The 22306-nt window shown below is 65.4% G+C and carries 17 protein-coding genes; 9 read left to right on the top strand and 8 right to left on the bottom strand.

All coding sequences use genetic code 11. The features are described 5' to 3' along the window. Positions 1 to 29: 29 nt before the first annotated feature. Positions 30 to 1472, bottom strand: coding sequence for a DNA recombination protein RmuC (locus DS843_RS08720; RefSeq protein ID WP_149468499.1), 1443 nt, complete (start codon positions 1470 to 1472; stop codon positions 30 to 32). A gap of 182 nt (positions 1473 to 1654) precedes the next feature. Between DS843_RS08720 and DS843_RS08725 the strand changes: the two genes are divergently transcribed. After that, a complete protein-coding gene (locus DS843_RS08725) occupies positions 1655 to 2239 on the top strand; it encodes an NUDIX hydrolase (RefSeq protein ID WP_149468500.1) in 585 nt (194 codons plus the stop codon). Between the two features lie 8 nt (positions 2240 to 2247). Here the strand turns inward: DS843_RS08725 and DS843_RS08730 are convergent, their stop codons facing one another. Continuing rightward, positions 2248 to 3399 (bottom strand): ChaN family lipoprotein, encoded by a 1152-nt coding sequence (locus DS843_RS08730; RefSeq protein WP_149468501.1) that lies wholly within the window; start codon positions 3397 to 3399, stop codon positions 2248 to 2250. 141 nt (positions 3400 to 3540) lie between these two features. Here DS843_RS08730 and DS843_RS08735 point away from each other — a divergent pair, with 141 nt between their 5' ends. Further along, positions 3541 to 4278, top strand: a complete 738-nt coding sequence (locus tag DS843_RS08735; RefSeq protein ID WP_149468502.1) for an SDR family NAD(P)-dependent oxidoreductase — start codon at positions 3541 to 3543, stop codon at positions 4276 to 4278. A gap of 32 nt (positions 4279 to 4310) precedes the next feature. Here DS843_RS08735 and DS843_RS08740 read toward each other — a convergent pair whose 3' ends face one another. The 3 genes from DS843_RS08740 to hemA form a co-directional block, all read right to left on the bottom strand. Continuing rightward, positions 4311 to 5087 (bottom strand): response regulator, encoded by a 777-nt coding sequence (locus tag DS843_RS08740; RefSeq protein WP_149468503.1) that lies wholly within the window; start codon positions 5085 to 5087, stop codon positions 4311 to 4313. Between the two features lie 111 nt (positions 5088 to 5198). Continuing rightward, entirely contained in the window at positions 5199 to 5744 is a 546-nt protein-coding gene (locus DS843_RS08745; RefSeq protein ID WP_149468504.1) for a hypothetical protein, read from the bottom strand. Positions 5745 to 5923: 179 nt separating this feature from the next. Next, positions 5924 to 7138 (bottom strand): 5-aminolevulinate synthase, encoded by a 1215-nt coding sequence (hemA, locus tag DS843_RS08750; protein ID WP_149468505.1) that lies wholly within the window; start codon positions 7136 to 7138, stop codon positions 5924 to 5926. Positions 7139 to 7592: 454 nt separating this feature from the next. On the opposite strand from hemA, the gene DS843_RS08755 reads away from it, so the two are divergent. Beyond that, complete coding sequence (locus DS843_RS08755; protein WP_149468506.1) at positions 7593 to 7958, top strand: hypothetical protein; 366 nt, start codon at positions 7593 to 7595, stop codon at positions 7956 to 7958. Positions 7959 to 8143: 185 nt separating this feature from the next. Here the strand turns inward: DS843_RS08755 and DS843_RS08760 are convergent, their stop codons facing one another. Beyond that, positions 8144 to 9544: an aspartate aminotransferase family protein gene (locus DS843_RS08760; RefSeq protein ID WP_149468507.1), complete on the bottom strand. Its 1401-nt coding sequence runs from the start codon at positions 9542 to 9544 to the stop codon at positions 8144 to 8146. A 318-nt stretch (positions 9545 to 9862) separates the two neighbouring features. Between DS843_RS08760 and DS843_RS08765 the strand changes: the two genes are divergently transcribed. Further along, positions 9863 to 10498 carry a glutathione S-transferase family protein gene (locus DS843_RS08765; RefSeq protein WP_149468508.1) on the top strand — a complete coding sequence of 212 codons (636 nt, stop codon included), beginning with the start codon at positions 9863 to 9865 and terminating at the stop codon, positions 10496 to 10498. 22 nt (positions 10499 to 10520) lie between these two features. Here the strand turns inward: DS843_RS08765 and DS843_RS08770 are convergent, their stop codons facing one another. Next, the gene (locus tag DS843_RS08770) at positions 10521 to 12269 is read right to left on the bottom strand and encodes a putative bifunctional diguanylate cyclase/phosphodiesterase (protein WP_149468509.1); all 1749 of its coding nucleotides are present in this window, start codon (positions 12267 to 12269) and stop codon (positions 10521 to 10523) included. Between the two features lie 483 nt (positions 12270 to 12752). Between DS843_RS08770 and DS843_RS08775 the strand changes: the two genes are divergently transcribed. From DS843_RS08775 to DS843_RS08795, 5 genes are all read left to right on the top strand, one after another. Next, positions 12753 to 13592 (top strand): universal stress protein, encoded by an 840-nt coding sequence (locus DS843_RS08775; protein ID WP_149468510.1) that lies wholly within the window; start codon positions 12753 to 12755, stop codon positions 13590 to 13592. Positions 13593 to 13694: 102 nt separating this feature from the next. Beyond that, complete coding sequence (locus DS843_RS08780; RefSeq protein ID WP_149468511.1) at positions 13695 to 14108, top strand: hypothetical protein; 414 nt, start codon at positions 13695 to 13697, stop codon at positions 14106 to 14108. A gap of 157 nt (positions 14109 to 14265) precedes the next feature. Continuing rightward, positions 14266 to 14781, top strand: coding sequence for an outer membrane lipoprotein (locus DS843_RS08785; RefSeq protein ID WP_286192013.1), 516 nt, complete (start codon positions 14266 to 14268; stop codon positions 14779 to 14781). A gap of 232 nt (positions 14782 to 15013) precedes the next feature. Further along, positions 15014 to 15340: a hypothetical protein gene (locus tag DS843_RS08790; protein WP_149468512.1), complete on the top strand. Its 327-nt coding sequence runs from the start codon at positions 15014 to 15016 to the stop codon at positions 15338 to 15340. Between the two features lie 210 nt (positions 15341 to 15550). Next, on the top strand, positions 15551 to 16780 hold the full coding sequence (locus DS843_RS08795) for a tyrosine-type recombinase/integrase (RefSeq protein WP_149468513.1): 1230 nt from the start codon (positions 15551 to 15553) through the stop codon (positions 16778 to 16780). Positions 16781 to 17124: 344 nt separating this feature from the next. Here DS843_RS08795 and DS843_RS08805 read toward each other — a convergent pair whose 3' ends face one another. Continuing rightward, the gene (locus DS843_RS08805; RefSeq protein WP_149468514.1) at positions 17125 to 22047 is read right to left on the bottom strand and encodes a DEAD/DEAH box helicase; all 4923 of its coding nucleotides are present in this window, start codon (positions 22045 to 22047) and stop codon (positions 17125 to 17127) included. Positions 22048 to 22306 lie beyond the last annotated feature (259 nt).

A 22306-nucleotide genomic window follows, 5' to 3' on the forward strand; every position in this document is an offset into this window, starting at 1 on the left:
ATGGGGAAAATCAGGGTTGCACGGGACCCTCACGCACGGGCCGCGGCCCGAAGCTCCGGCGCCTGGAGCGGGCGCGGGGCGTGGTCCAGCGGTTCCAGCAGGGGGATTTCCTCCGCGCTGTCGGGGGTGGCGTGCAGGTCGCGGAAGCGGCGGGCGGTCACCAGAACGCGGGATTCCAGGCTGCCGACCGCCCCGTTGTAGCAGCCTACGGCCCGGTCGAGCTGCACCCCCAGCCGTTCCATATGGCCGCCCAGATCGTGCAGACGCTTATAGAGTTCGGCCCCCAAGGTGCTGATTTCGCGGGCGCTGTCGGTCAGCCGCTCCTGGCGCCAGCCGTAGGCGACGGCGCGCAGCAGCGCGATCAGCGTCGTCGGGGTGGCGAGGATCACCCGGTGGTCGATGCCCGCCTCGATCAGCGCGGGGTCGTGCTCCAGCGCCGCGGAGAAGAAGTTCTCGCCGGGCAGGAACAGCACGACGAATTCCGGCGACTCCTCGAACTGGTCCCAATAGGCCTTGGTGCCGAGCTGCTTCATATGCTCCCGCACATGGCGGGCGTGGCGCGACAGTCCGTCGCGGCGGGCGGCGTCGTCGCCGGCCTGCACCCCATCGAGATAGCCCTCCAGCGGCGTCTTGGCGTCCACCACGATGGTCTTGCCGCCGGGCAGCTTGACCACGAGGTCCGGGCGCAGCCGCCCGCCGGCGCTCTCCACGCTCATCTGCTCCACGAAGTCGCAGTGGTCGAGCATCCCGGCCATTTCGCAGACCCGGCGGAGCTGGATTTCGCCCCAGCGCCCGCGCGCCACCGGGCTGCGCAGCGCACGGACGAGGTTGCCGGTTTCCGCGCGGAGCTGGGCCTGGGTTTCCACCAGCGACAGCACCTGCTGTTTCAGCCCCTCGTAGGCGCCGGCCCGGCTGCGCTCCATCTCCTGGATCTGGCCGTCCATGCGCTCCAGCGACTGCCGCACCGGGGCGACGATGTCGGCGATGGCGGTCTGCCGCTTCTCCAGGTCGCCGCGCGCCTGCTCCTGGAAGGTCGCCAGCGTCTCCTTGGCGAGGTCGAGGAAGCTCTGGTTGTTGGAGCGCAGGGCCTCCGCCGACAGGGCCTTGAAGCTGTCCGACAGGGTGGCCTGGGCGCGCTCCAGAAGGGCCAGCTTCTCCGCCGCCGACGCGCGTTCGCGGGCCAGCGTGGTGGACAGCTCCGCCTGCCGTTCGCGGGCGGTGGACAGCTCGGCGTTCAGCCGGGCGATCTGGTGGTCGCGGGCCTCCACCTCCTCCCGCAGGTCATCCTCGATTCGCTCCGCGACGTCGAGCCGGGTGACCAGTTCGGCGCGGATGGCGCTGGCCTCGGCCTCGGCGCGTGCGGCGTACAGGCGCACGATCATGCCGGCGAGAATCGCCCCGAGGAGGGCGCCGGCAAGGGCACCGAGAGCCACCGACTGTGCCACCGACTGCGGATCGAACGCGAACTGCATGAAATTCCCCGAAGAACGCCGCAAATCCCGAGATTGCAAATCCCGAGATTACAGGATTCCCGAGACTACAGGAACGAATCAGGAAAGAGAACGGGCAATGAACAAAGGCGCAGGCCATGGTCGTCTCCGAACCATCCGCCTGCGGACTTGCTCGCCGCGCCCGTCTGCGCCATATCCGACGGATGCCCGACGATCCGACCGCCTCCTCCGGCTCCCCCCAAGGCCCCTCGAAAGGCCCCCGTCTCCGCGCCATTCCGCCCGGCGACGACCGCGAGCGGCTGACCTGTCCGGATTGCGGCTACATCGCCTACCAGAATCCGCTGATCGTCGTCGGGTCGGTGGCGGTGTGGGAAGGCCGCATCCTGCTGTGCCGCCGCGCCATCGAGCCGCGCAAGGGCTACTGGACGTTGCCCGCCGGCTTCATGGAGGAACGCGAAAGCACCATGGAGGGTGCGGCCCGCGAGGCGTGGGAGGAGGCGCGGGCCAGGATCGCCATCGATTCGCTGCTGGCCGTCTACGACATCCCGCGGATCAGCCAGGTGCAACTGATCTTCCGCGCCCGCCTGCTGTCGCCCGACGTGTCCGCCGGTCCGGAAAGCCAGGAGGTCGGGCTGTTCCGCTGGGAGGAAATCCCCTGGGACGATCTGGCCTTCCCGACCGTCCAGTGGGCCTTGCGGGAGCACCGGTCGCGGCTGGGCCGGAACGATTTCGCCCCCGCGGTGAACCCGACGCCGGACGTGCTGGCGCAGTGGGAGCGGATGCTCTAAACCCCCCGTCATTCCGCCGGGAATTTCGCCACCAGTTCCGCCGTGCCCTGGTCCCTCCTCACCGTCAGGGGCAGCCATGTGCCGGGGGCCTGGCGCTGCACAACCGCCGTCAGGTTGGACACCTCGCGGACCGGGGCGCCCGCCGCGGCGACCACGATGTCGCCCGCGGCCAGCCCGGCGGCGGCGGCGACGCTGCCGTCCGCGACGGAGCGCACCCGCACCCCCGCCTGCTCCTGCTCCAGGACCACGCCCAGCCGCGGGCGGGGCGCCTCGGCCGGCGGCTCGCTCTCGCCCAGCCCGTAGACCGCGTCGGCGATGCGTCCGTCCAGCTCCTCGCAGGGGCGGTCGGAATCCCAGGGCAGCAGGACGACGCCGTCCGCGATCCCCAGATCGGCGAGCTGGTGCGGCACGCCGTCGCGCCCTTCGATGTGCCCCTGGCCCAGGATGGCGACGATGGTGCGGTTGGTGTGGCGCCGGACGTCGGCGATCCGCTCCGCCATGGCGCGGTCCCAGACGGATTGGGCCTCCACGAAGCGCTCGAAGCTGCCGGAGCGGCGCTCGTTCGGGCCGTGGGCGGCCATCGCCTTGCGCAGCCGCTCGGTGTAGGAGGGCGGGGGAGGGGCCGGGTCGCCCACGCCCTCCCGCTCGGCGGCGGGAATGGCGGCCCAGCCCTCGCGCGCGGTGCGGCTGACCAGCCCGCGGTCCACGTTCAGCGCGATCACCGGCAGCCGGTTCATGCGGGCGAAATGCAGGATCGGCAGGTAGAAGCGCGCGTCATAGCCCCAGACCTTCGGCCAGTTGGTGTCGCGCAGCAACTCCGCCTCGGTCAGTTGCCCGGCGCTCCAGCGGTCCAGGACCGGCTGGACGCTGCGCGGGAACATCTCCATGCCGACCGCCAGATCGGGATTCAGGGCGTGCAGCGCCGCCAGCGTATGAAGCTGCCAGCGGTGGTGGTCGGCGCTGTCGTGCCGTTCCCCCAGCAGGACGGCGGGGGACGCGGCGGCGCGGCGCAGCAGGTCGGCGGTGTCCACGGGGCGGGCCGCGGCGTCGGACCAGCCGCCGGGCGGCACGCAGGTGGCGGCCTTCGCCTCCACGCCGCTCCCCAGGCCGGCCAGGATGCCGCCGGAGAGCAGAAGGACAGCCATCAAACGGGGAAGCATGTCGGCGGTCCTCCAGGGATCGGGGGTGCGGTCGGGACATGCTGAAGGTTGGGCGGTGCGGGGCGCCCGTCAACGGTGTCGACGCTGTCCGGCAACGGCCGCGCTGGCGCGCTGCGGCGAAGCGGGTTATCCTCGGACATCATGCCGCACCGTAAAACCGTCATTCTCACCGGCGCGAGCCGGGGCATCGGCCACGCCACCGTGCAGCGCTTCAGCGCCGAGGGCTGGCGGGTCATCTCCTGTTCCCGCGAGGAGGTGCCGGACCATTGCCGGCGCGATCCGAACTGGACCCATCACATACCGACGGACCTGTCCGATCCGGACAGCCGAGCGCACTTCCTGGAGGAGGCCAACCGCGCGCTGGACGGCGGGCCGCTGCACGCGCTCGTCAACAACGCCGGCATTTCGCCCAAGACGCCGATCAAGGAGCGTCTCGGCTGTCTGAACGGGGCCATCGAAGGCTGGCACCGGGTGTTCGAGCTGAACTTCTTCGCCCCGCTGGTGCTGGCCCGCGGCTTCGCGGCGCCGCTGTCGCGGGCGAAGGGGGCGATCGTCAACGTCACCTCCATCGCCGGCCATTCGGTGCACCCCTTCGCGGGGTCGGCCTATTCGACGTCCAAGGCGGCGCTGTCCGGCCTGACCCGCGAGATGGCCGTGGAGTTCGCGGAGATCGGCGTGCGGGTCAACGCCGTGGCGCCGGGCGAGATCGAAACCGCCATGACCGGCCCGGAATACGACGTGCTGATCCCGCGCATCCCGCTGAAGCGCATGGGGACGCCGGAGGATGTGGCGGCGGTGATCTTTTATCTGTGCGGCCCCGACTCGGGCTATGTCACCGGGACGGAAATGTTCATCACCGGGGGGCAGCATCTTTATTGATGCGGGTGGTTGCCCCCCGAAAATCCCCAACCTCAGCCGAGGTTGTGCTTCGCCACCACCGCCGCGAAGTCTTCCCCGAAATGCTCGCCGACACGGATGACCGAAACCCCGTGCGGAATTTCCTTCAGGGCCGGGTTGTCCAGGTTCATCGAGGTCAGAAGCGCCATCGGCACCTTGCTCGTGATGCTCATCGCGCGCAGGCCGCGGATCAGGTCCAGGCCGGACAGACCGTCCATCACCATCGATGCGATCAGCATGTCCGGCGGGACACGCACGGCGAGGCTGATCGACTCGATGGGGTCGCTGACCGTCACCGTGCGGTAGCCGCAGGCCGCCAGCTCCGTTCCCACCTTCTTGGCGACGACCTTGGACGGGGTGACCAGCATGATCTCGACGTTGCTGATCTGGATGTCGGTGATCTCGAACTGGTAGCGCACCGGCAGGGCGCGGATGATCCGGTTCGTTTCGGCAACCTGCGGCTGCTCGGCGCGGTCCACCAGCTCCGCGATTCGGTCCACGAAGACCTGCGCGTCGTTCAGTTCGCGCGGCTCGAGCTGTTTCAGGCCGGACAGGTAATCTTCCAGGCGGTGGGCGACGAGGCTGACGGTGGGGTAGCCGAAGCTGGTCCCCATGCCCTTGAAGTTGTGGGCTTCCAGGCGGAGAACGCCGATGGCCTCGCCATGCTCCCGCGTGCCCTTGGACACGCCGTCCAGAGCGGCGTTCATCACCTCCAGCCGGTCGCGGGCGTCGTCCATGAATTCGACGCGCAGGCGGTCTTCGAGATCGTCGGGCGACAGGTTGGAGGCCATGGCGGGGTCCTGACTATGCTTTCGGGTTAGGCAGTCTATGCCCGAAAGTTACACCAGAACCCTAACGTGAAACAAACGCTCGCATGAAAGGCGGCTAAAACGCCGCGCCGATCACAACCGCGACAGGAGGCCGTTGAACCAGTTCAGCCGCTCTTCGGCCTGGGCGATGTCGTGGTCCAGCCATTCGGCGAAATGACCGTCGGTTCCGGCACTCGCCCGCTTCAGATCGCCCAGCCGGGCCAGCTCCGTCTCGCACAGGGAGGCGAGGTGGTCGATCTGGTCGCGCTGCGACTCGACGTCCAGCAGATGCAGGAAGCGCAGCTTCAGCGCGATCACCAGCTTGTTCAGCCCATCCGCCGACGGGGCGCGCACATTGGCGCGCATCAGCGTGCCGAACTCCGCCCGTCCGGCCTCGGTCGCGCCGAGCAGGGCGTTGTCCTCCATGCCGCTGCCGTCCAGCGCCTCGATCAACCCCTCGTAGCGCAGCATCTCCAGCGAGGTGCCCATGAGGTCGAGCGACGGGCCGACGATGCGGTCGAGGAAATGGCGGAGCGCGCCGGCCAGATCGGCGTAACGCTGCGGCCCGTTCTGGATCAGCGTGCCCAGGACGGCGAGGCGCACGGCCTCCTTCGGCATCAGCGAGTTGTCACGGTACATGGCGAACTCCTGGGCGGTGGCTTTAGGCCGGTGGCTTCAGACGTGTGCGGACGCTGCGAAGCGTTCTCAGTGACGTCTAAAGGTAAGGCGCCCCGGCCCGCAAGTCCAGAGCGCCGATGAAGCCACCACAGGAGATCACCGAATCCCCCTTCCGCCTCGGGAAAGGGGATGTCCGGGAATCAGGCCGCCAGCCGCAGGTCCAGGCGGCTCCACACGTCGAGCAGCGCCTCGACGAGGCGCGCCATCTCGGCGTCGCCGTGCAGCGGGGTGGGGGTGAAGCGCAGGCGCTCCGCCCCGCGCGGCACGGTCGGGTAGTTGATCGGCTGGACGTAGATGTCGTGGCGTTCCAGCAGCTCGTCCGAGGCGCGCTTGCAGCGGTGCGCGTCGCCGACCATCACCGGGACGATGTGGCTGGCCGACGGCATCACCGGCAGGCCGGCGTCGGCCATCAGGCGCTTCAGCGTGGCGGCGCGCTCCTGGTGGCGGTCGCGCTCCGTCTGGCTGGTCTTCAGATAGCGGATGCTGGCCAGCGCCCCGGCGGCCAGGACCGGCGACAGGGAGGTGGAGAAGATGAAACCGGCGGCGAAGCTGCGGATGCAGTCCACCAGCGCGGCGGACCCGGTGATGTAGCCGCCCTGAACGCCGAACGCCTTGCCCAGCGTGCCCTCGATGATGGTCAGCCGGTCCATGGCGCCGTCGCGCTCCGCCACGCCGGCACCGCGCGGGCCGTACATGCCGACCGCGTGCACCTCGTCCAGGTAGGTCATGGCGCCGTGCTTCTCCGCGACGTCGCAGAGGTCGTGGATCGGGGCGACGTCGCCGTCCATGGAATAGACGCTCTCGAACGCCACGACCTTCGGGCGGTCCGGGGCGATCTGCGACAGCAGCTCGTCCAGGTGCTTGGGGTCGTTGTGGCGGAAGATGTGCTTCTCGGCGCCGCTGTTGCGGATGCCGGTGATCATCGAATTGTGGTTCAGCGCGTCCGACAGGATCACGCAGTTCGGCAGCAGCTTGCCCAGCGTCCCCAGCGTCGCGTCGTTGGACACGTAGCCGGAGGTGAACAGCAGCGCCGCCTCCTTCTGGTGGAGGTCGGCCAGTTCGCGCTCCAGCAGCACATGGTAGATGTTGGTGCCGGAGATGTTGCGTGTTCCGCCGGCCCCGGCGCCGACACCGTCGATGGCGTCGTGCATCGCCTTCAGGACGACCGGGTTCTGGCCCATGCCCAGATAGTCGTTGGAGCACCAGACGGTGACCTCCCGCTCCTTCCCGGCGGAGTCGCGGAAGGTGGCTTTCGGAAAGTTCCCCGCGTGCCGTTCGAGGTTGGCGAAGACCCGGTAGCGGCCATCCTGCTTCAGGCTGGCGATCTGGGTGCGGAAAAAGCTCTCGTAATCCATCGCGCGTTCCGTTCGCGTTCATCCGAAGGGGCGGGTGCCGTCCGGCGCAATTCAGCCACCGGGTCTAGCACGTTAGGAAGATGGCATGATCGTCGCCGCGTTGCCACCGGGCATTGACCGAGGTCAATAGGTTCGTCCTCCGAAAGTCCGAATCCCATCGGCCCGGCCGGGCGGAATGGTTTCCGGAACCGATGATCCGTCAGGCGACGTGTGCCGTGGCCGGGGCGTTCCGCAGCGTGGTGACGGTTTGGAAATCCGCCCCCTGTTCCAGGTTTCAATGTTGACAACCAAGCTCGGAGAATATTTGTCAGGCATAATAGAGAGGATGGGGTGATCGTTTCCTTTGCGATTGCTCTGATTACCTTCGTCATGACCAGTTTACGCGCAAGGTCGTATGGACGCCGACAGCGGAACGGTGGGAAAGTTTACGTAAGCCGTTGACGAGGAGTGTTGCATGATGAATGCCGTTCTGACGTTCGACAGCGCGCGGGTCCGGCAGACGTCCGATCCGGGGCTGAATCGCGGTGCCGCCGGTGGAAACAGGATCATCCCCTTCCGTCCGGCGTCCCGCCCGGCTGCACCGCCTCCGTCCCGCACCGAAACGCCGTCACCGGTGGTGCAGGAGCCCGCGCCGCAGCCGGTGCGTCTGGCGCGGCTGATCCGCATGGCGAGTGTCGGCGGCTATATGGCCGTGCGCAACGACACGCTGGTGGAGTTGGGCGGGCGCATGATCTGGCCGACCGCCGAGGCGCTGATCCGCGACGCGGAGGCGGCGGGCATCCCGGTGTCCACGCTGGTCATCGACACCTCGCGTTTCTGAGTTGGCTTTCCAACGAAAAAGGCCGCCCGCGCCGTTCGGCGTGGCGGCCCTTCGTCGTCGCGGAACCGGCCCTTATACCAGCGGCTTTTGATCCTGACCTGTCAGGATCAAAAGCTTCGGCGGCATGGGCCGCCGCCGTGCCGGTCGGCAGGGATACCAGCGGTCATCATCAATGACCGCTGGTATTACCCGCGCAGGACGGGAATCGCGGCGTCCAGCGCCGTGGTCAGGCGGTCGAACATGATGTTGATGTCCTCCTCGCCGATGACCAGCGGCGGGCAGAGCGCCACGCTGTCGCCCATGGCGCGGATGATCAGGCCGTTCTCCTGGGTCAGCGCGTTCACGGCGGCGCCGGCCCGGCCCACCGGCTCGAACGGAGCCTTGGTCTCCTTGTCGGCGACCAGCTCGATGGCGCCGATCAGGCCTACGCCGCGCGCCTCGCCGACCAGCGTGTGGTCGGCCAGGGCCTTCAGCCGGCGCTGGAACAGCGGGGCCACGGCGCGGACATGGCCGACCATGTCGCGCTCCTCGTAGATCTTCAGCGTCTCGATGGCGACCGCCGCCGCCACCGGATGGGCGGAGTAGGTGTAGCCGTGGCCGAAGGTGCCGATCTTTTTGCTCTCGTCCACGCAGGCCTGATAGATCTTTTCCGACACCATGACGGCGGAGATCGGCAGGTAACCGGAGGAGAGCTGCTTGGCGCAGCTCAGGATGTCCGGCTGCATGCCCATGGTCTGGCTGCCCCAGAAATTGCCGGTGCGCCCGAATCCGCAGATCACCTCGTCGGCGACCAGAAGGATGTCGTACTTCTTCAGGATCGGCTGGATCTTCGCGAAATAGGTCGCGGGCGGAACGATCACGCCGCCGGCGCCCATCACCGGTTCCGCGAACATGGCGGCGATGGTTTCCGGCCCTTCGGCCAGGATCTGCTTCTCCAGGCTCTCCGCCAGACGGGTCGCGAAGTCCTCCTCGCTCTCGCCCGGCTCGGCGAAGCGGTAGTGGTGCGGGCAGTCGGCGTGGTGGATGCGCGCGATGGGCAGGTCGAAGTCGCGGTGGTTGTTCGGCAGGCCGGTCAGGCTGGCCGTCGCCACGGTGACGCCGTGATAAGCCTTCACGCGCGACAGGATCTTCTTCTTCTCCGGACGGCCGAGAGCGTTGTTGTAATACCAGATCAGCTTGATGACCGTGTCGTTCGCCTCCGACCCGGAGTTGGCGAAGAACACCTTGGACATCGGCACCGGCGCCAGCTTGATCAGCCGCTCCGCCAGGTCGATGCCCGGCTCGTGGCTCTTGTGGCCGAAGACGTGATAGGTCGGCAGCTTGCGCATCTGGCGGGTGGCGGCCTCCACCAGACGCTCCTCACCCCAGCCCAGCGACACGCACCAGAGGCTGGCCAGCCCCTCGATGTATTCCTTGCCGCTGTCGTCGAAGACGCGCACGCCCTCGCCCCGCTCCACGATCAGCGGTCCCTGGGTCTCGTGCGCGTGCAGGTTCGTATAGGGGTGCAGGAAATACGCCTTGTCGCGGCTGGCTGCGGAATTTCCAGCCCCGGAATGTGCGATGGCCGCGGTGCCCTGTTCGGTCATGTTCACTTTCCCTGTGTTCGCCGCCGGAGTCGGTCGTTGCCGGTGCCGGCCCGCCGGTGTTGAAAATGTTAAACGGCGTCCCCGATCATACGCATGGTTCGCTCTCCCGACAAAGCCGGAGAATCGGTTGGTGGAGCGGGCATGCCCGCCATGCATGGCGCCCCGCGTGGTGGCGGGTCTTTTCACCACAGAGACACGGAGGCACGGAGTGATGGGCACAGGGAGGCCGGATCTCTCTGTGCCTCCGTGTCTCCGTGGTTCATCCTTGCGCCCGGGCTCGCCGCACAGGGCTCGGGGGCTCAAAGGGAAAGGGGAAACATGCTCACGCTCTATGGAATGCCCAGTTCCGCGTCGATGGCGCCGCACATCCTGCTGCGCGAGATCGGGCTGCCGTTCGACATGGTCATGCTGGACCGCAGCGTCGCCGCGCACAAGGCGCCGGATTATCTGCGGCTGAACCCAAACGGCCGGGTGCCGACCCTGGTGGACGGCGATCTGGTGCTGTTCGAGTCGGCGGCGATCTGCCTGCATCTGGCCGACTCGCACCCGGCGGCCGGGCTGGCCCCCGCGGTCGGCACGGCGGAGCGCGCGCGCTTCTACCAGTGGCTGGTCTTCCTGACCAACACCGTCCAGGCCGACATGCTGGTCTATTTCTACCCCGAACGCCACGCGGAGGGCACGGAGGCGCAAGCCTCGGTGAAGGCCATGGCGGAGGCCCGGCTGCTGGAACGCTTCATGCTTCTGGACCGCGCGCTGGGGGACCGGGACTGGTTCCTGGGCGACCGCTACAGCGCCGTCGACCCGTACCTGTTCATGCTGGCGCGCTGGACCCGCTTCATGACCACCCCGGCGCGCAGCCTGCCGAACCTCGGCCCCTACCTCGGCCGCGTGCTGGCCCGCCCGGCGGTGCAGGCGGCGTTCGAGGCCGAAGGGCTGGGCGCTCCTTACTATTGAGCGGGTGAGTGGTGGATGCCGCTCAGCGCGGCATCTGCCAGGGAAGATGCTCGGTGCCGACCAGCCGGTCGGCGTCGGCGGCGGGCATCGGGCGGGCGAAGTGATAGCCCTGCCCATAGTCGCAGGCGAGCGCGCGCAGCAGGTTGGCGTCGGCGCTCGTCTCGATTCCCTCGGCGATGACATCGAAGCCGAGAAGACGCGCCAGATCCATGATGATCCGGACGATGGCGCGGTTTTCCTCCGACTGGTGCATGGCCATGACGAAGGACCGGTCCACCTTCAGGCTGTCGATGGGCAGCTTGTGCAGGTAGGACAGCGACGAATAGCCGGTGCCGAAATCGTCGATGGACATCTTGATGCCCAGCCCGCGCAGGCTCTGCAGCAGGCGGATCGACTGCTCGGCCTTTTCCATGACCGCGCTTTCGGTGATCTCCAGCTTGATCCAGGACGGCTCGGCCCCCGTCTCGCGCAGCACGTCGCGCACCAGCGAGAAGACATCGGGGTCGTTCAACTGGCGGGTGGACAGGTTGATGCTCATGAACAGGTTGGCGGAACCGGGCAGGCGCTTGTCCTGCCATTCGGCGATCTGCCGGCACGCCTCGCGCAGCACCCAGGCGCCCAGCGTGACGATCAGGCCGGTGCTCTCGGCGATCGGGATGAAGACGCCGGGGGGGATGTTGCCGCGCTCCGGGTGGTTCCAGCGCACCAGCGCCTCGAACCCGGCCAGCCCGCCGGTGACCATCTCCACGATCGGCTGGTAGGCGACCCACAGCTCCTCGCCCCGTTCCAGCGCGCGGCGGAGGTCATGCTCCAGCCGCACCTGCTCCACGACGCGGGCGTGCATGGCCGGATCGAACCAGGCATGGCGCCCGCCGCCCTGCTCGCGGGCGCGGCCCGTGGCGATCTCCGCGTCGCGCAGCACGTCCTCGGGCCGGGTGTGGGTGTCGCAGGAAGAGGCCACGCCGATGCTGGCCGACAGGAACACCGAGGCGCCCGAGGCCGTCTTGGCGGTGCGGACGAGCGAGGCGATGGTGGTCAGCCGCTCCTCCACCTCCCGCGGGTCCTGGGTGCCGCCGATCAGCAGCGCGAAGGCGTGATCGCTGATTCGGGCGATCAGGTCGACCGAGCCGGCCTGCAGGCTCAGCCGCGTGGCGACGTCGGTCAGGATCTCGTTGGCGAAGCCCTGGCCCAGGCTGGTGCGGACGTCCACGAAGCGGTCGAAATCCACGATGACCAGCGTGAAGGGCTCTCCCATGCCGTGGAAGTCGGCCATGTGCTTGACCAGCAGGAGCCGGTTCGCCAGCCCGGTCACCGGGTCGTAGTAGGCCAGCCTGAAGAGGTCGTCCTGCGTGCGCCGCCGCTCCGTCATGTTCTGCATGATGAGGAAATAGCCGGCGATGGAGCCGTCCGGATTGCGGTAGGGCGCGTGGACCCGCGTCACGTAGTCATTGCCGCCGCCGGCGCGGGGAAGCCAGCCTTCCACCTGCACCGTCTCGCCGTCCAGCGCGCGTTCGACCGCGGCGCTGGTGTTGCGCATGGTTTCCGGCCCCAGGATGTCGCCGACCGTCGTCCCGACGATGGAGTCCGCCGTGCGGCCCATGTAGTTCAGGTACGCCTGGTTGGCGTAGAGATGGCGCCGCTGCGTGTCGAGCAGGCCGACCATCACCGGCATGACGTCCAGAAGCTGCCGCAGGGTACCAAGCGCCGGAGCCCCGGTATCGGTGCCGGACAGGGCTGCGGCAAGAGAGGCGAGATGAGGGTCCGGCTTCATGGGCGGGAATGGTCGAGACACCGTTGGGAAAACCACGGTCAACACTTACGCGAAAGAACGCCCGCCCGTCAAAACCAAAGCCGCCCAAAAGCCGTCGAAGATCGCGGAAAGCATCGCCGCACTATAGTTGCCGGAGGACGGAGCTGGCCATCATACTGGGGTATTCATGCAAATCACGGTTGATGGTTTCCCTGGCGATGTTTCGATTTGTAGCAATGCGTGCGACCGCGCCCGGCGGCTTGCGTGCCGGCCCGGGGCGAACCACGGCAGGTTGCCGGCTGGTCGCCGCGGTCGGATGTCGCGGTCGGATGTCGCGGTCGGGCGCCGGTCCGGACGCCGGTCCGGACGCGCAGAAGCGGCATGCCAGCGTTCTCCATTCTGACCATCGTCAGACGGGGCGCCGCCGGGCTATAGTTTCGACCAATGCGCGAGAAGAGGTGGTGCATGACGACCGCCCGCCCGCGCGAGCGAGGGAGAATCGCCATGGCACTCAAGGATCTGCTGGTGGTTGTGGACGACACGGCCGCCGCGTCGGCGCGAATCGCCGCCGCCGCCCAATTGGCCGCGCGCACCGACGGCCACATCACCGGCCTCTACCCCATCGTCCCGTTGACCCTGCCGGGCTATGTCGAAGCCGAGCTGCCGGACGAGGTGCGCGCCATGCAGCGCGGCTACACCGAGAATCAGGCCGCCAAGGCGCAGGCCTTCTTCGACGACGCCGTGCGCCGCTGCGGCCTGACGGAGCGTTCGGAATGGCGGGCCCTCTACGGGCATCCGACCGACACCGCGGCGCTGCACGGGCGCTACGCCGACGTGGTGGTGGTCGGGCAGACCGACCCGCACCGCGACCGCGACCGCCCGGTCGTGATGCCGCAGGATCTGGTGTTCGAGTGCGGGCGTCCGCTTCTGGTCGTGCCCTACGCCGGCAGCTTCCCCCACATCGGGGATCGCGTGCTGGTCGCCTGGAACGGCAGCCGCGAGGCGGCCCGCGCGGTGGCCGACGCCATGCCCATCCTGAGCACCGCCAAGCGCGTGGTCGTGATGGCCGTCAATCCCAAGCCCGGTCTGGCCGGCATCGGCGACGAGCCGGGCGCGGACATCGCCAAGCACCTGTCGCGCCATGGGTGCCGTGTGGAGGCCACCCACATCGTCACCGACCAGATCGACCCGGGCGACACGCTGCTGAACACGGTTGCCGACGAGTCCTGCGATCTGGTGGTGATGGGGGCCTATGGCCGGTCGCGCCTGCGCGAGCAGGTTCTGGGCGGCATGACCCGCTACATGCTGGAGCACATGACGGTTCCGGTCCTGATGAGCCATTGACGCTCGTCCGGGAATAGTCCGGTGCTGCCGCCTGTTCATCGCAGTGTGGCGGCGCCGGACACCGACGAACGGGCGCCGCCGGACCTGCGAAGGAAGTCCGGCATGAGCGCGCTGATCCCCACGTTCCTCCACCGCATTCTTTCCCGCGCCGTGCCCAGCGCCCTGGCCGCGGGGCCCCGTCCGGCGGTCCGCCTGGCGGTGCTGGGCATCGCCGGGGCGCTGGCGCTTTCCGTCCTTCCCGCGACGGCGGACGCGCATGGTCCGCGCGACCGAGGCCGCTGGTACGGCGGTTCTCCGTATGGCGGACCTACGGTGATCGTGCCGCCGCCGGGCAGCCGGGTGATCGTCGTGCCGGGCTACCGCCCGCCGCCGCCCGTGGTGGTCGCTCCTCCCCCCTATTGGGGGCCGCCGCGCCATCACCATCATCGTTCCTGGCGGAACGACTGGGGTCCGCGCCCTTATCCGGGGCCGAGCGTGCAGTTCTACGGCGGATGGTCCTCGGGCCGGGGCTGGTAACGCGCGGGAACCGCACCGCAGCGACGCAATCTCGCATGGACATCGGCCCGCTGCGCGGCCATGCTCGCTCCGGTGGCGTCCCTGTCCGGGCGCCGCGCCGCGCGTGCATGAGGGTGCGATGTCCGTCTCCGATCAAGAAACGAATCTCCGGCAATCCATGAAGCGCCGGATGGCGGCGGCGCTGCTCGCCGTGGCGGCCTTGTCGCTGGGCGCCTGCGCCAACCAGAGTCAGAACCGCTACAGCCACCGCGACGTGGGGCGCGCGACCTCGGTCGAATTCGGCACCGTGATGGCGACCCGCCCGGTGGACATCCAGGGCCAGAACACGGGTGCCGGCGGTCTGGTCGGCGCCGCGGCGGGCGGTCTGGCGATGTCCAACGTCGGCAAGGGCTCCGGCAACCTGGCGGCGATCCTCGGCGGCGCGCTGGTGGGCGCCGTGGCCGGTGCCGCGGTGGAGCAGGCGGTTTCGGACCGCACGGGACTCGAATATGTGGTGACGCTGGCCAACGGCCGGACGATCACCATCGTGCAGGAGCAGGCGGTCGACGAACCGATCTTCGGTCCGGGCCAGCGTGTGATGATCCAGACGAACGGCACCTACCAGCGCGTTCTCTCCGCCGACCATCTGCCCACGGAGACGAGGCGCCCGAAGGGGATCACGGTGGTGGATTGATGCTTCGGCATTGATCGAGAGGAGCATGCCGCCGACCGCGCCGGGTTTGGACATGCTCCCTCCCTAGCCCATAGCCCGACGCTCCTGGGACCTGGACAGCCTCCTGCTTGTTTGCCCGACGGAACAGGGAAGCGGTGCACGGGAGGACGGTTCGATGATGAGATTGGCGGTTGGAAAGGCATCTCGCTGCCGCGCGGTGCTTCGGGCCGGGAGCATGGCGTCGGCGTGCTTCATGGCCGCGTGCGCCGGGTTGAGCCCGCCGCCGCAGGCCGCTCCCGAACCCGGCGCGGTGAGCGCCCTGGATCGGCTGAGCCCGAACCCTTGCAACGAAGTCGTTGCGTCGTCCCTCGCCGGAGTGCGGATACCGGTGTCCGACGTCCGTTATCTCGCCTACGGCCTGTATCGGAACATACCGGGGGACATCGTCGGCTATGATGCCTGGGTGGGCTTGAACAGCCAGCCCGGAGCCGTGGTGGTGCAACTCGATGAATATTGCGTGCCACAGCAGATCTACGCGCGTGGGGGCGCTCGCCTTCCGGACAAAAAAAACCGCCGCTAACCCATTGGGCTAGCGGCGAGTTGAACAGGGAGGCTTCACGTCTGGGAGACGCGAAGCTCTGCATTCTCCGCGGTTCGCAGCGGTTCACGAAGATGACACAGCATCGGCTAACTCGTTGATATTCGTGATGGTAGTAGTTCGTTGGGGTTCGTGACCGTTCGCGCCAAGCCGGGATAGAATGGGACCCCGTTGGGACCCCAGAGCTATGCCATGCAGAAGTTTCTCACCGATCCCCTGTTGCGTTCGCTGACTCCCCCGGCCACCGGGCGCCTGTCGATCACCGACCTTCGCGAACCCGGCTTGGAGTTCCGTATCTCTGCCGGAGGTTCCAGGTCGTGGCGCGTCCGCTATCGCGTGAAGGGCGTTGCTGGCCGCAAGGTCGAGACGATAGGGCCATACCCGACCTTCTCCCTTGCCGATGCCCGTGACCGCGCGCACGCCATCACCAGCGCCGCCAAGAAGGGCATCGATCTGCCCGAGCGGGAGAAGCGTGACGATGAGGAGGCCAAACGTGCCGAGCAGCGCCCAAAGACGGTGGCCGACCTGCTGACGCGCTATGTGAACGACTATTGCAAGGCCAACCAGCGCCGATGGGAGCAGACCGACCGTCTCTTTACGGCGCATGTTGTCCCGGCTATCGGAACGAAGGCGCTGGATGAGGTGCGCCGTGCCGACATCGTGGAACTGCTGGACGACCTCCAGAACAGGAAGGGACTCAACGCCCAGGTCAACCGGGTGCGGTCACAGGTGATGGCTGCCTTCAACTGGGCGGTGGAGCGCGATTTCATCGACGTGAACCCCGCCGCCACGGTGAAGAAGCGCAAGAAGATTGAAACGCCGCGGGCGCGTGTCCTGGAGGACGCGGAACTGGTCGCGATCTGGCGGGCGGCTGACTCCCTCACGTATCCGAGCAAACAGATCGTCAAGCTGATGATCCTCACCGGGCAGCGCCGCGACGAAGTGAGGTGCCTGCCGTGGGCGGAGTTGCGCGCCGACCTATGGGTACTGCCCGGCGCCCGGAACAAGGGCCGGCGCGATCACGAAATCCCGCTCCCCGCCGCCGCGGTTGAATTGCTGAAGGAGACCCCGCGAACCGGCCCATTCGTTTTCTCATGCGACTCGGAGGGGAAGAAGCCCTATGCCGGCATGAAGCGCTTGAAGATCATCCTGGACCGGGAGAGTGGCGTGAGGGATTGGACCCTTCATGACATCCGTCGCACGGTGGCGACCGGGCTTGGCCGACTCGGCGTTGCCCAGGACGTGATTGAACGGGTGCTGAACCATGGGCGCGGCATCCTGGAGAAAACCTACAATGTCCACCGGTACCGCGACGAGAAGCGCGTGGCGCTGGAGACGTGGGCTCATCACGTGAATAGCCTTGTCACCGGGGAAGGAGCGAAGGTGGTTCCGCTGGCTGGACGCGCCACCAAGCGCGGGTGACCGCTCAGTCCCGGCTTCGCACCCGGTGCCATGCAGCACCGACTATTCGCCCAAGGTGACGGGTGCCCCACTGGCCTTCTGGCTGGAGAAGCCGGAGACGGTCCGTCGCATCCGAGAGCATCGGTGCCCTGCTGGACTTGGCGGCAGCCAAGGGCTCCCGCTCCGGTGAGAACCCAGTGCATGGCATCTCCAAGGGTCTGCTCAAGTGCCTTGGGGATAGGAGAAGACCGACACTTTAAGCGCCCGGCAGAAAGGGCAGGTTACGGAGGTGAGGTGCGTGAAGTCCGCCGATGGGGTGACCAACAGGCCAGCCCCACCCATTCACCGGATGCCGGGTGTTCCGGCTACGACAGATCGCCCAGCGGCGGCAGAGAGCGGACGATCTTCATGGTTTCGAGACTCACGGTGATCACCCGCTGCAACAGCTTCAGCGGATAGGCCGGATCGCCCACGGTTTCGATGGCGTACAGGTTGGCGTCATTCACGATGCCGCTGGCCTTGTCGGTCTTCACGCATTGGCGTTCCATCACCCAATCAATCGCCGACTTGCCGTTGACCACATAGTCATAGGCTTCCAACGGAATGCCGGTCACGGTGATGTTGGCGTTGTAGATCACTGTCGTTTTGTCCAGCTTCGGGCGCTTGCCCGCGAACTTCATCTGTTCCACCCGATAGAAGCTCTGCGGGTCGGCGGGCGGGGCCAAGCTGACATCGCCGCGGGTGAAGGTCAGCGGATAGGGTTCCACGCTCTCGTAATCGACGTGAAGCGCGCCCAAGGCCCGCCCAGCGTCAACGAAGGCCCGGAAGCTGGAATTAGGTTTGACGGCGGGGATGCGCGGCAACTGTTTGGACAGGTTGTCGGCGTAACGCTCGCGGTATTCCTCCGAATGAAGCAGGCCATAGACGTAATAGAACAGGTCATCCTTGGTGATGGCCTCACCCGGATAGGCGGCCTGGAAGTGGGCCAAACCTTCGCCGGTGATGGCGTCGCGACGCTGGCGGCCACCCATTCCATTCGATCCGGTCGCTAGCAGGTCACCTTGGGCATCATCACTGATTAGCTTTTCATCTTCATACAAGTAGCGAGGAAATACTTGCGTGCCTCCCTTCATTGTTGCCAGACAAAGTTCCGGGGGAAGTTCTGCCATCAATGATGTAAAGCCCGAGATACTGCCGGGACCAGCGACGCAAATCGCCCGGTTCTTCCCTCCTTCTACCGGGAATATGCGCGGCATCTGATAGACCATCTCGTTGAAGGTCCGGTTGTAGTAGAGCCATTGCCGTGTAAAGGGCCGGTAAAGGCTTGGCGAGAGGCAATCCACATCGAATGAAAATCGCTTATCTTTAGCCAAGTCTCCCTTAAGCGCCCGTGTCCAGCTAATCCTGCTGGGATCGGTGTTGATGAAGCTGTCTACAGCCTCCGTGCGCGTCTTGCGGTCTGCGTGAGAGTATGCAGTATTGAAGCGCTCAAGCTCCGAATTATAGAACCCGATCATAGAGCGAATGTTATTATCCACAGTATTTCTGCTGTGGTTGTATGCCCAACTGTCGCGGCCCGAAGCGATGCCGAGAGAGAAATTGTCAAATATCTTTGTTTCTTTTCCTTTTTTATCACCCAATGCGATAAATGCCTCAAAGCCTCTGTCTCTCTGCTTTAGCCAATCCCCATGTTCATCGGGCGTAATCGTTTGCCAAGCATTTGCTCGTTCGATCCCTACGATGCTGCCGAAGCGTGACACGATAGCAAGCTTCTCTTCACGGGTGAGATAGTCGCCGATGTCGTGAAAGCTGATACGGCCGTGTTCGGAAGAATTTGGGTTCTTCACCAGTATGGTGATTGCGACTGCGGCACGGCTGCCACTGCCAAATACTTTACCCCCCTCTCGCTTTGACAAGTCGCCTGATGTTCTCTGATTTCCTCTCAGGTGGAATACGTAAATATTAGAGAACTCATCCACCAAACACTTCCTCAAGCCGTCTGAGGACGTTGAACTTAAAAATCCAGCATTAGTGACAAAGCCAATTACGCCAGCATCGCCGATCCGATCGCTCGCCCAACGAATGGCGCGAATATAATTATCATATATATTTCTCAAAGAAGTCATGGATGAACGCTTTGCGTATGTCTCTCCTATGCGAATATCCAGCTTCGGATAAGATATATTTGCGGCGTTATCGTTGGCATTTCCCTGTCCTACGGAATAAGGTGGGTTGCCCACAATCACCCGAATATCCAAATCCTTTTGGCGGGTGCGGCGGTTACTGTTGTCTGCCATCAAATCACTGACCAGATCCTTTTCCTGTTCATAAAGTTGGAATGTATCTGTCAGGCAAATACCATCGAAGGGCACGTAATCCCCGTCCATGATGCCGTGATACACCGCTTCGATGTTGATCGCGGCTATGTAATAGGCCAGCAATACCATTTCGTTGGCGTGGATTTCGTGGCGGTATTTGTGTTCCATCTCCTCCCGCCGGATCAGACCGGATTGCAGCAGGCGGGTGATGAAGGTTCCGGTTCCGACGAATGGGTCGATGATGTGAACGTCCTTGCTGCCCAGCGTCTGGCCGAATTCCGATTGCAGAACCTCATTCACCGAATGGATGATAAAATCAACAATCTCGACAGGGGTGTAAACAATCCCCAGCCGTTCGGTCATCTTCGGGAAGGCGTTGCGGAAAAATTTGTCGTACAGTTCGACAATGATCTTCTGCTTTGCTTCCGCCTTGTCAATTCCAGCCGCGCGACGCCGCACGCTGTCATAGAATTTCTTAAGGCTGGCGGACTCCTTGTCCAGATTGTGTTCGTCCAGGGCGGCCAACACGCGCTGCATCGCCACCGACACCGGGTTGCTGCTGGCGAAGCTGTAGCCCTCGAACAGCGCATCGAACACCGGACGGGTGATGATGTGTTGCGCCAGCATCTCGACGGCTTCGGCCGGGGTCACGCTGTCGTTTAAATCGTCGCGGATTTCGGCCAGGAAGGTATCGAACGCCTTGCGTTCCGCCGTGCCGGGCTTCTCCACCAGGGCGGTGATGCGGGTGATGTGGGTTTGGGCGATCTTGGCGATGTCGGTCGCCCAATCCTCCCAATAATCCCGGCGTCCGCATTTCTTGACGATCTTCGCCATGATGGCGCGGGAAATCTCATCGAAGACGAAGGAGGCTTGCGCCGGGCCGGTGTCCTGCGGCCGGTCTTCACCCCGGTCATCGTCGCTGTCGGACGACGGCTTGCCGCCAACGTCAGCCTTGCCCCCGCTCCTTTCGGCGGCTTCAGGCAGGTTTTTGACCACGGCCACCACTTCGATGTGGTCGGACACGTCAACGCCCAGATCAACCTTGTTGATCATGGCGTCAAAGCGTTCGTCGTGGGACCGCAAGGCGTTAAGGATTTGCCAGACAACGCGGTAGCGTTCGTTGTCATTCAACGCCTCTTCCGGCGTCACCCCGGCGGGAACACCCACGGGGAGAATGACATAGCCCAGCTTCTTGTCGGCGGCGCGGCGCATCACTCGGCCCACCGACTGCACCACGTCAATCTGTGACTTTCGCGGGTGCATGAAGAGGATGGCGTCCAGTGCCGGAACGTCCACCCCTTCCGACAGACAGCGGGCGTTGGTCAGGATACGGCAGGCGTTGCCGCCATGGTCTTCCTTCAACCATTCCAACAGCCGGTTGCGCTCTTTGGCGTTGAAGGTGCCGTCCACATGCTCCAACTGGCATTCCAGCGTCTCGTCGTCAGCCGTAGTGGCCTTACCTTCGTCGGACTCCAGGTATTCGGCGACGACTTGGGCAAATTCCTGCTGGACCAGCTTTGACGTGGCGATGTCCTTGCAGAAAGCCAGCGCCCGTTTCATCGGCTGAATGTCGGTCGGCAAGTCCCCATGCAGGCCGTGCTTGGTCAGCGCCTTGTAACAGCCGATGATCTTGGTAGCGTCGTCAAGCTTCAGTTCAGATGATCCATCGGCCAGACGCCGTTGCACGCCGCTGCTGACCAGGGTTTCGTCAACCGCCAACACAAGAACCTTATAGTCGGTCAGCAGCTTGTTTTCGACGGCCCAGCCGAACCCACGGGTGAACAGGGTTTTCCCATAAAGTGTCTCGTCATCCATCGAACACAGGATGGCGGATGCTTCATTGGCCTTGGTCTTGACCGCATCGCCGAACACGCGCGGGGTCGCGGTCATGTAGAGCCGCTTGGCCCCCGCGATGAAGTCTTGGTTGTGGATTTTAACGAAGTTGCTTTCCTCTTTCTTGTCCAGCGTTGCGCCCGTAGTGCGGTGGGCTTCGTCGCAGATGATCAGGTCGAACGCGCACAGGCCATGCTTGCTCTGTGCGTCGGAAATAACCTGAATGGACTGGTAGGTGGAAAACACCACGGTCATGCGGTCGGGGGCCGGCTGCGCCGCGCGCCGCGCCAGCTTCGCCGCGTCGGTGGTGGCGGGGTAATCCAGATCGTGGGTTTCGATTTCGGCAACGTCGCTGTTGGAGCGGCGGCGTTTGCCGACCTGCACGTCGGAACAGACGGCGAAGGCGCGCAAGGGCAAGGCCGCGTCGATGGTCCATTCGCGGATGGTCTGGCTCATCAAGGCCAGCGACGGGACCAGAAACAGCACGGTCTTGCCAATGCCGGCCAAATCCTCGGCGATCTTCAAGCCGGTGAAGGTCTTGCCGGTGCCGCACGCCATGATGAGCTTGCCACGGTCGGCGTCCGCCAAGCCGTTGCGGATGGCCTCCAACGCCTCTTGTTGGTGGGGGCGGATTTCCTTCTTGGGCGCGAGTCTGATTTCATCGCGCAGCAGGTAGGCCGACCAGTCAATCGGGCTGTCGCTCAGCCGGTCCAACCCGATGCGTGATACCGGCTTGTCTTGATCCTCCAACGCGGCTTCGGCGTTGGTTCCCCAAGGCGCATCTGTGGTGTCGATGATCAGGCGGCGCGAGAATTTCCGCACACCGGATGCGGTGAAAAAGCTGTCGAGGTCCGCTCGCTGTATCCGGTGGCCGTTCCGGTAGAATTTGCACTGGATTGCGCAAAAGCTGTCTTCGCCCTTGATCTTGGCGACCACATCAATCCCGGTGTCCTTGGCATTCAGACCGTTCCGAACAGCCCATTCCGAATAGAGCCATGCGTCTTCGTATTCTTGCCGCATGCCCGGATCGTTTTTGATGAACGCTACGGCGAAACGCTCAAAGTAACCGCCCTTCTCACGCTCCGTCTGGGCATAGGACCGGAACTCTTCAAGAAGTTGAGCAAGGGCGGGGTTCATTATGAAAAATCCTCATGAACAGGCGATTTGCGCGCCCTTCATGCCACAGCGCTTGCGCGGAAAGATAGTCTCGCAAGATCGGCGAAGCGCGCCCCGTCCGATGCCCTGGTGTTCGAGGGTGTCAAGTCTGGCAGGCCGATATCCGACGTGACGTTGACCATGCTGCCGCGCCGGCTGGACGCCGCCTGCATTTCCCATGGGTTCCATTCCAGCGTCCGCGATTGGGGAGACGAGACAATGCCCCCTTTCAGGAAGTGGC

This window comes from Roseomonas genomospecies 6 (assembly GCF_008365375.1).
GTDB lineage: Bacteria > Pseudomonadota > Alphaproteobacteria > Azospirillales > Azospirillaceae > Azospirillum.

Coding starts and splice junctions, on each gene's coding strand:
- DS843_RS08720 (WP_149468499.1), bottom strand. CDS start 1,472: ATGCAGTTCGCGTTCGATCCGCAGTCGGTGGCACAGTCGGTGGCTCTC.
- DS843_RS08725 (WP_149468500.1), top strand. CDS start 1,655: ATGCCCGACGATCCGACCGCCTCCTCCGGCTCCCCCCAAGGCCCCTCG.
- DS843_RS08730 (WP_149468501.1), bottom strand. CDS start 3,399: ATGCTTCCCCGTTTGATGGCTGTCCTTCTGCTCTCCGGCGGCATCCTG.
- DS843_RS08735 (WP_149468502.1), top strand. CDS start 3,541: ATGCCGCACCGTAAAACCGTCATTCTCACCGGCGCGAGCCGGGGCATC.
- DS843_RS08740 (WP_149468503.1), bottom strand. CDS start 5,087: ATGGCCTCCAACCTGTCGCCCGACGATCTCGAAGACCGCCTGCGCGTC.
- DS843_RS08745 (WP_149468504.1), bottom strand. CDS start 5,744: ATGTACCGTGACAACTCGCTGATGCCGAAGGAGGCCGTGCGCCTCGCC.
- hemA (WP_149468505.1), bottom strand. CDS start 7,138: ATGGATTACGAGAGCTTTTTCCGCACCCAGATCGCCAGCCTGAAGCAG.
- DS843_RS08755 (WP_149468506.1), top strand. CDS start 7,593: ATGATGAATGCCGTTCTGACGTTCGACAGCGCGCGGGTCCGGCAGACG.
- DS843_RS08760 (WP_149468507.1), bottom strand. CDS start 9,544: ATGACCGAACAGGGCACCGCGGCCATCGCACATTCCGGGGCTGGAAAT.
- DS843_RS08765 (WP_149468508.1), top strand. CDS start 9,863: ATGCTCACGCTCTATGGAATGCCCAGTTCCGCGTCGATGGCGCCGCAC.
- DS843_RS08770 (WP_149468509.1), bottom strand. CDS start 12,269: ATGAAGCCGGACCCTCATCTCGCCTCTCTTGCCGCAGCCCTGTCCGGC.
- DS843_RS08775 (WP_149468510.1), top strand. CDS start 12,753: ATGGCACTCAAGGATCTGCTGGTGGTTGTGGACGACACGGCCGCCGCG.
- DS843_RS08780 (WP_149468511.1), top strand. CDS start 13,695: ATGAGCGCGCTGATCCCCACGTTCCTCCACCGCATTCTTTCCCGCGCC.
- DS843_RS08785 (WP_286192013.1), top strand. CDS start 14,266: ATGAAGCGCCGGATGGCGGCGGCGCTGCTCGCCGTGGCGGCCTTGTCG.
- DS843_RS08790 (WP_149468512.1), top strand. CDS start 15,014: ATGGCCGCGTGCGCCGGGTTGAGCCCGCCGCCGCAGGCCGCTCCCGAA.
- DS843_RS08795 (WP_149468513.1), top strand. CDS start 15,551: ATGCAGAAGTTTCTCACCGATCCCCTGTTGCGTTCGCTGACTCCCCCG.
- DS843_RS08805 (WP_149468514.1), bottom strand. CDS start 22,047: ATGAACCCCGCCCTTGCTCAACTTCTTGAAGAGTTCCGGTCCTATGCC.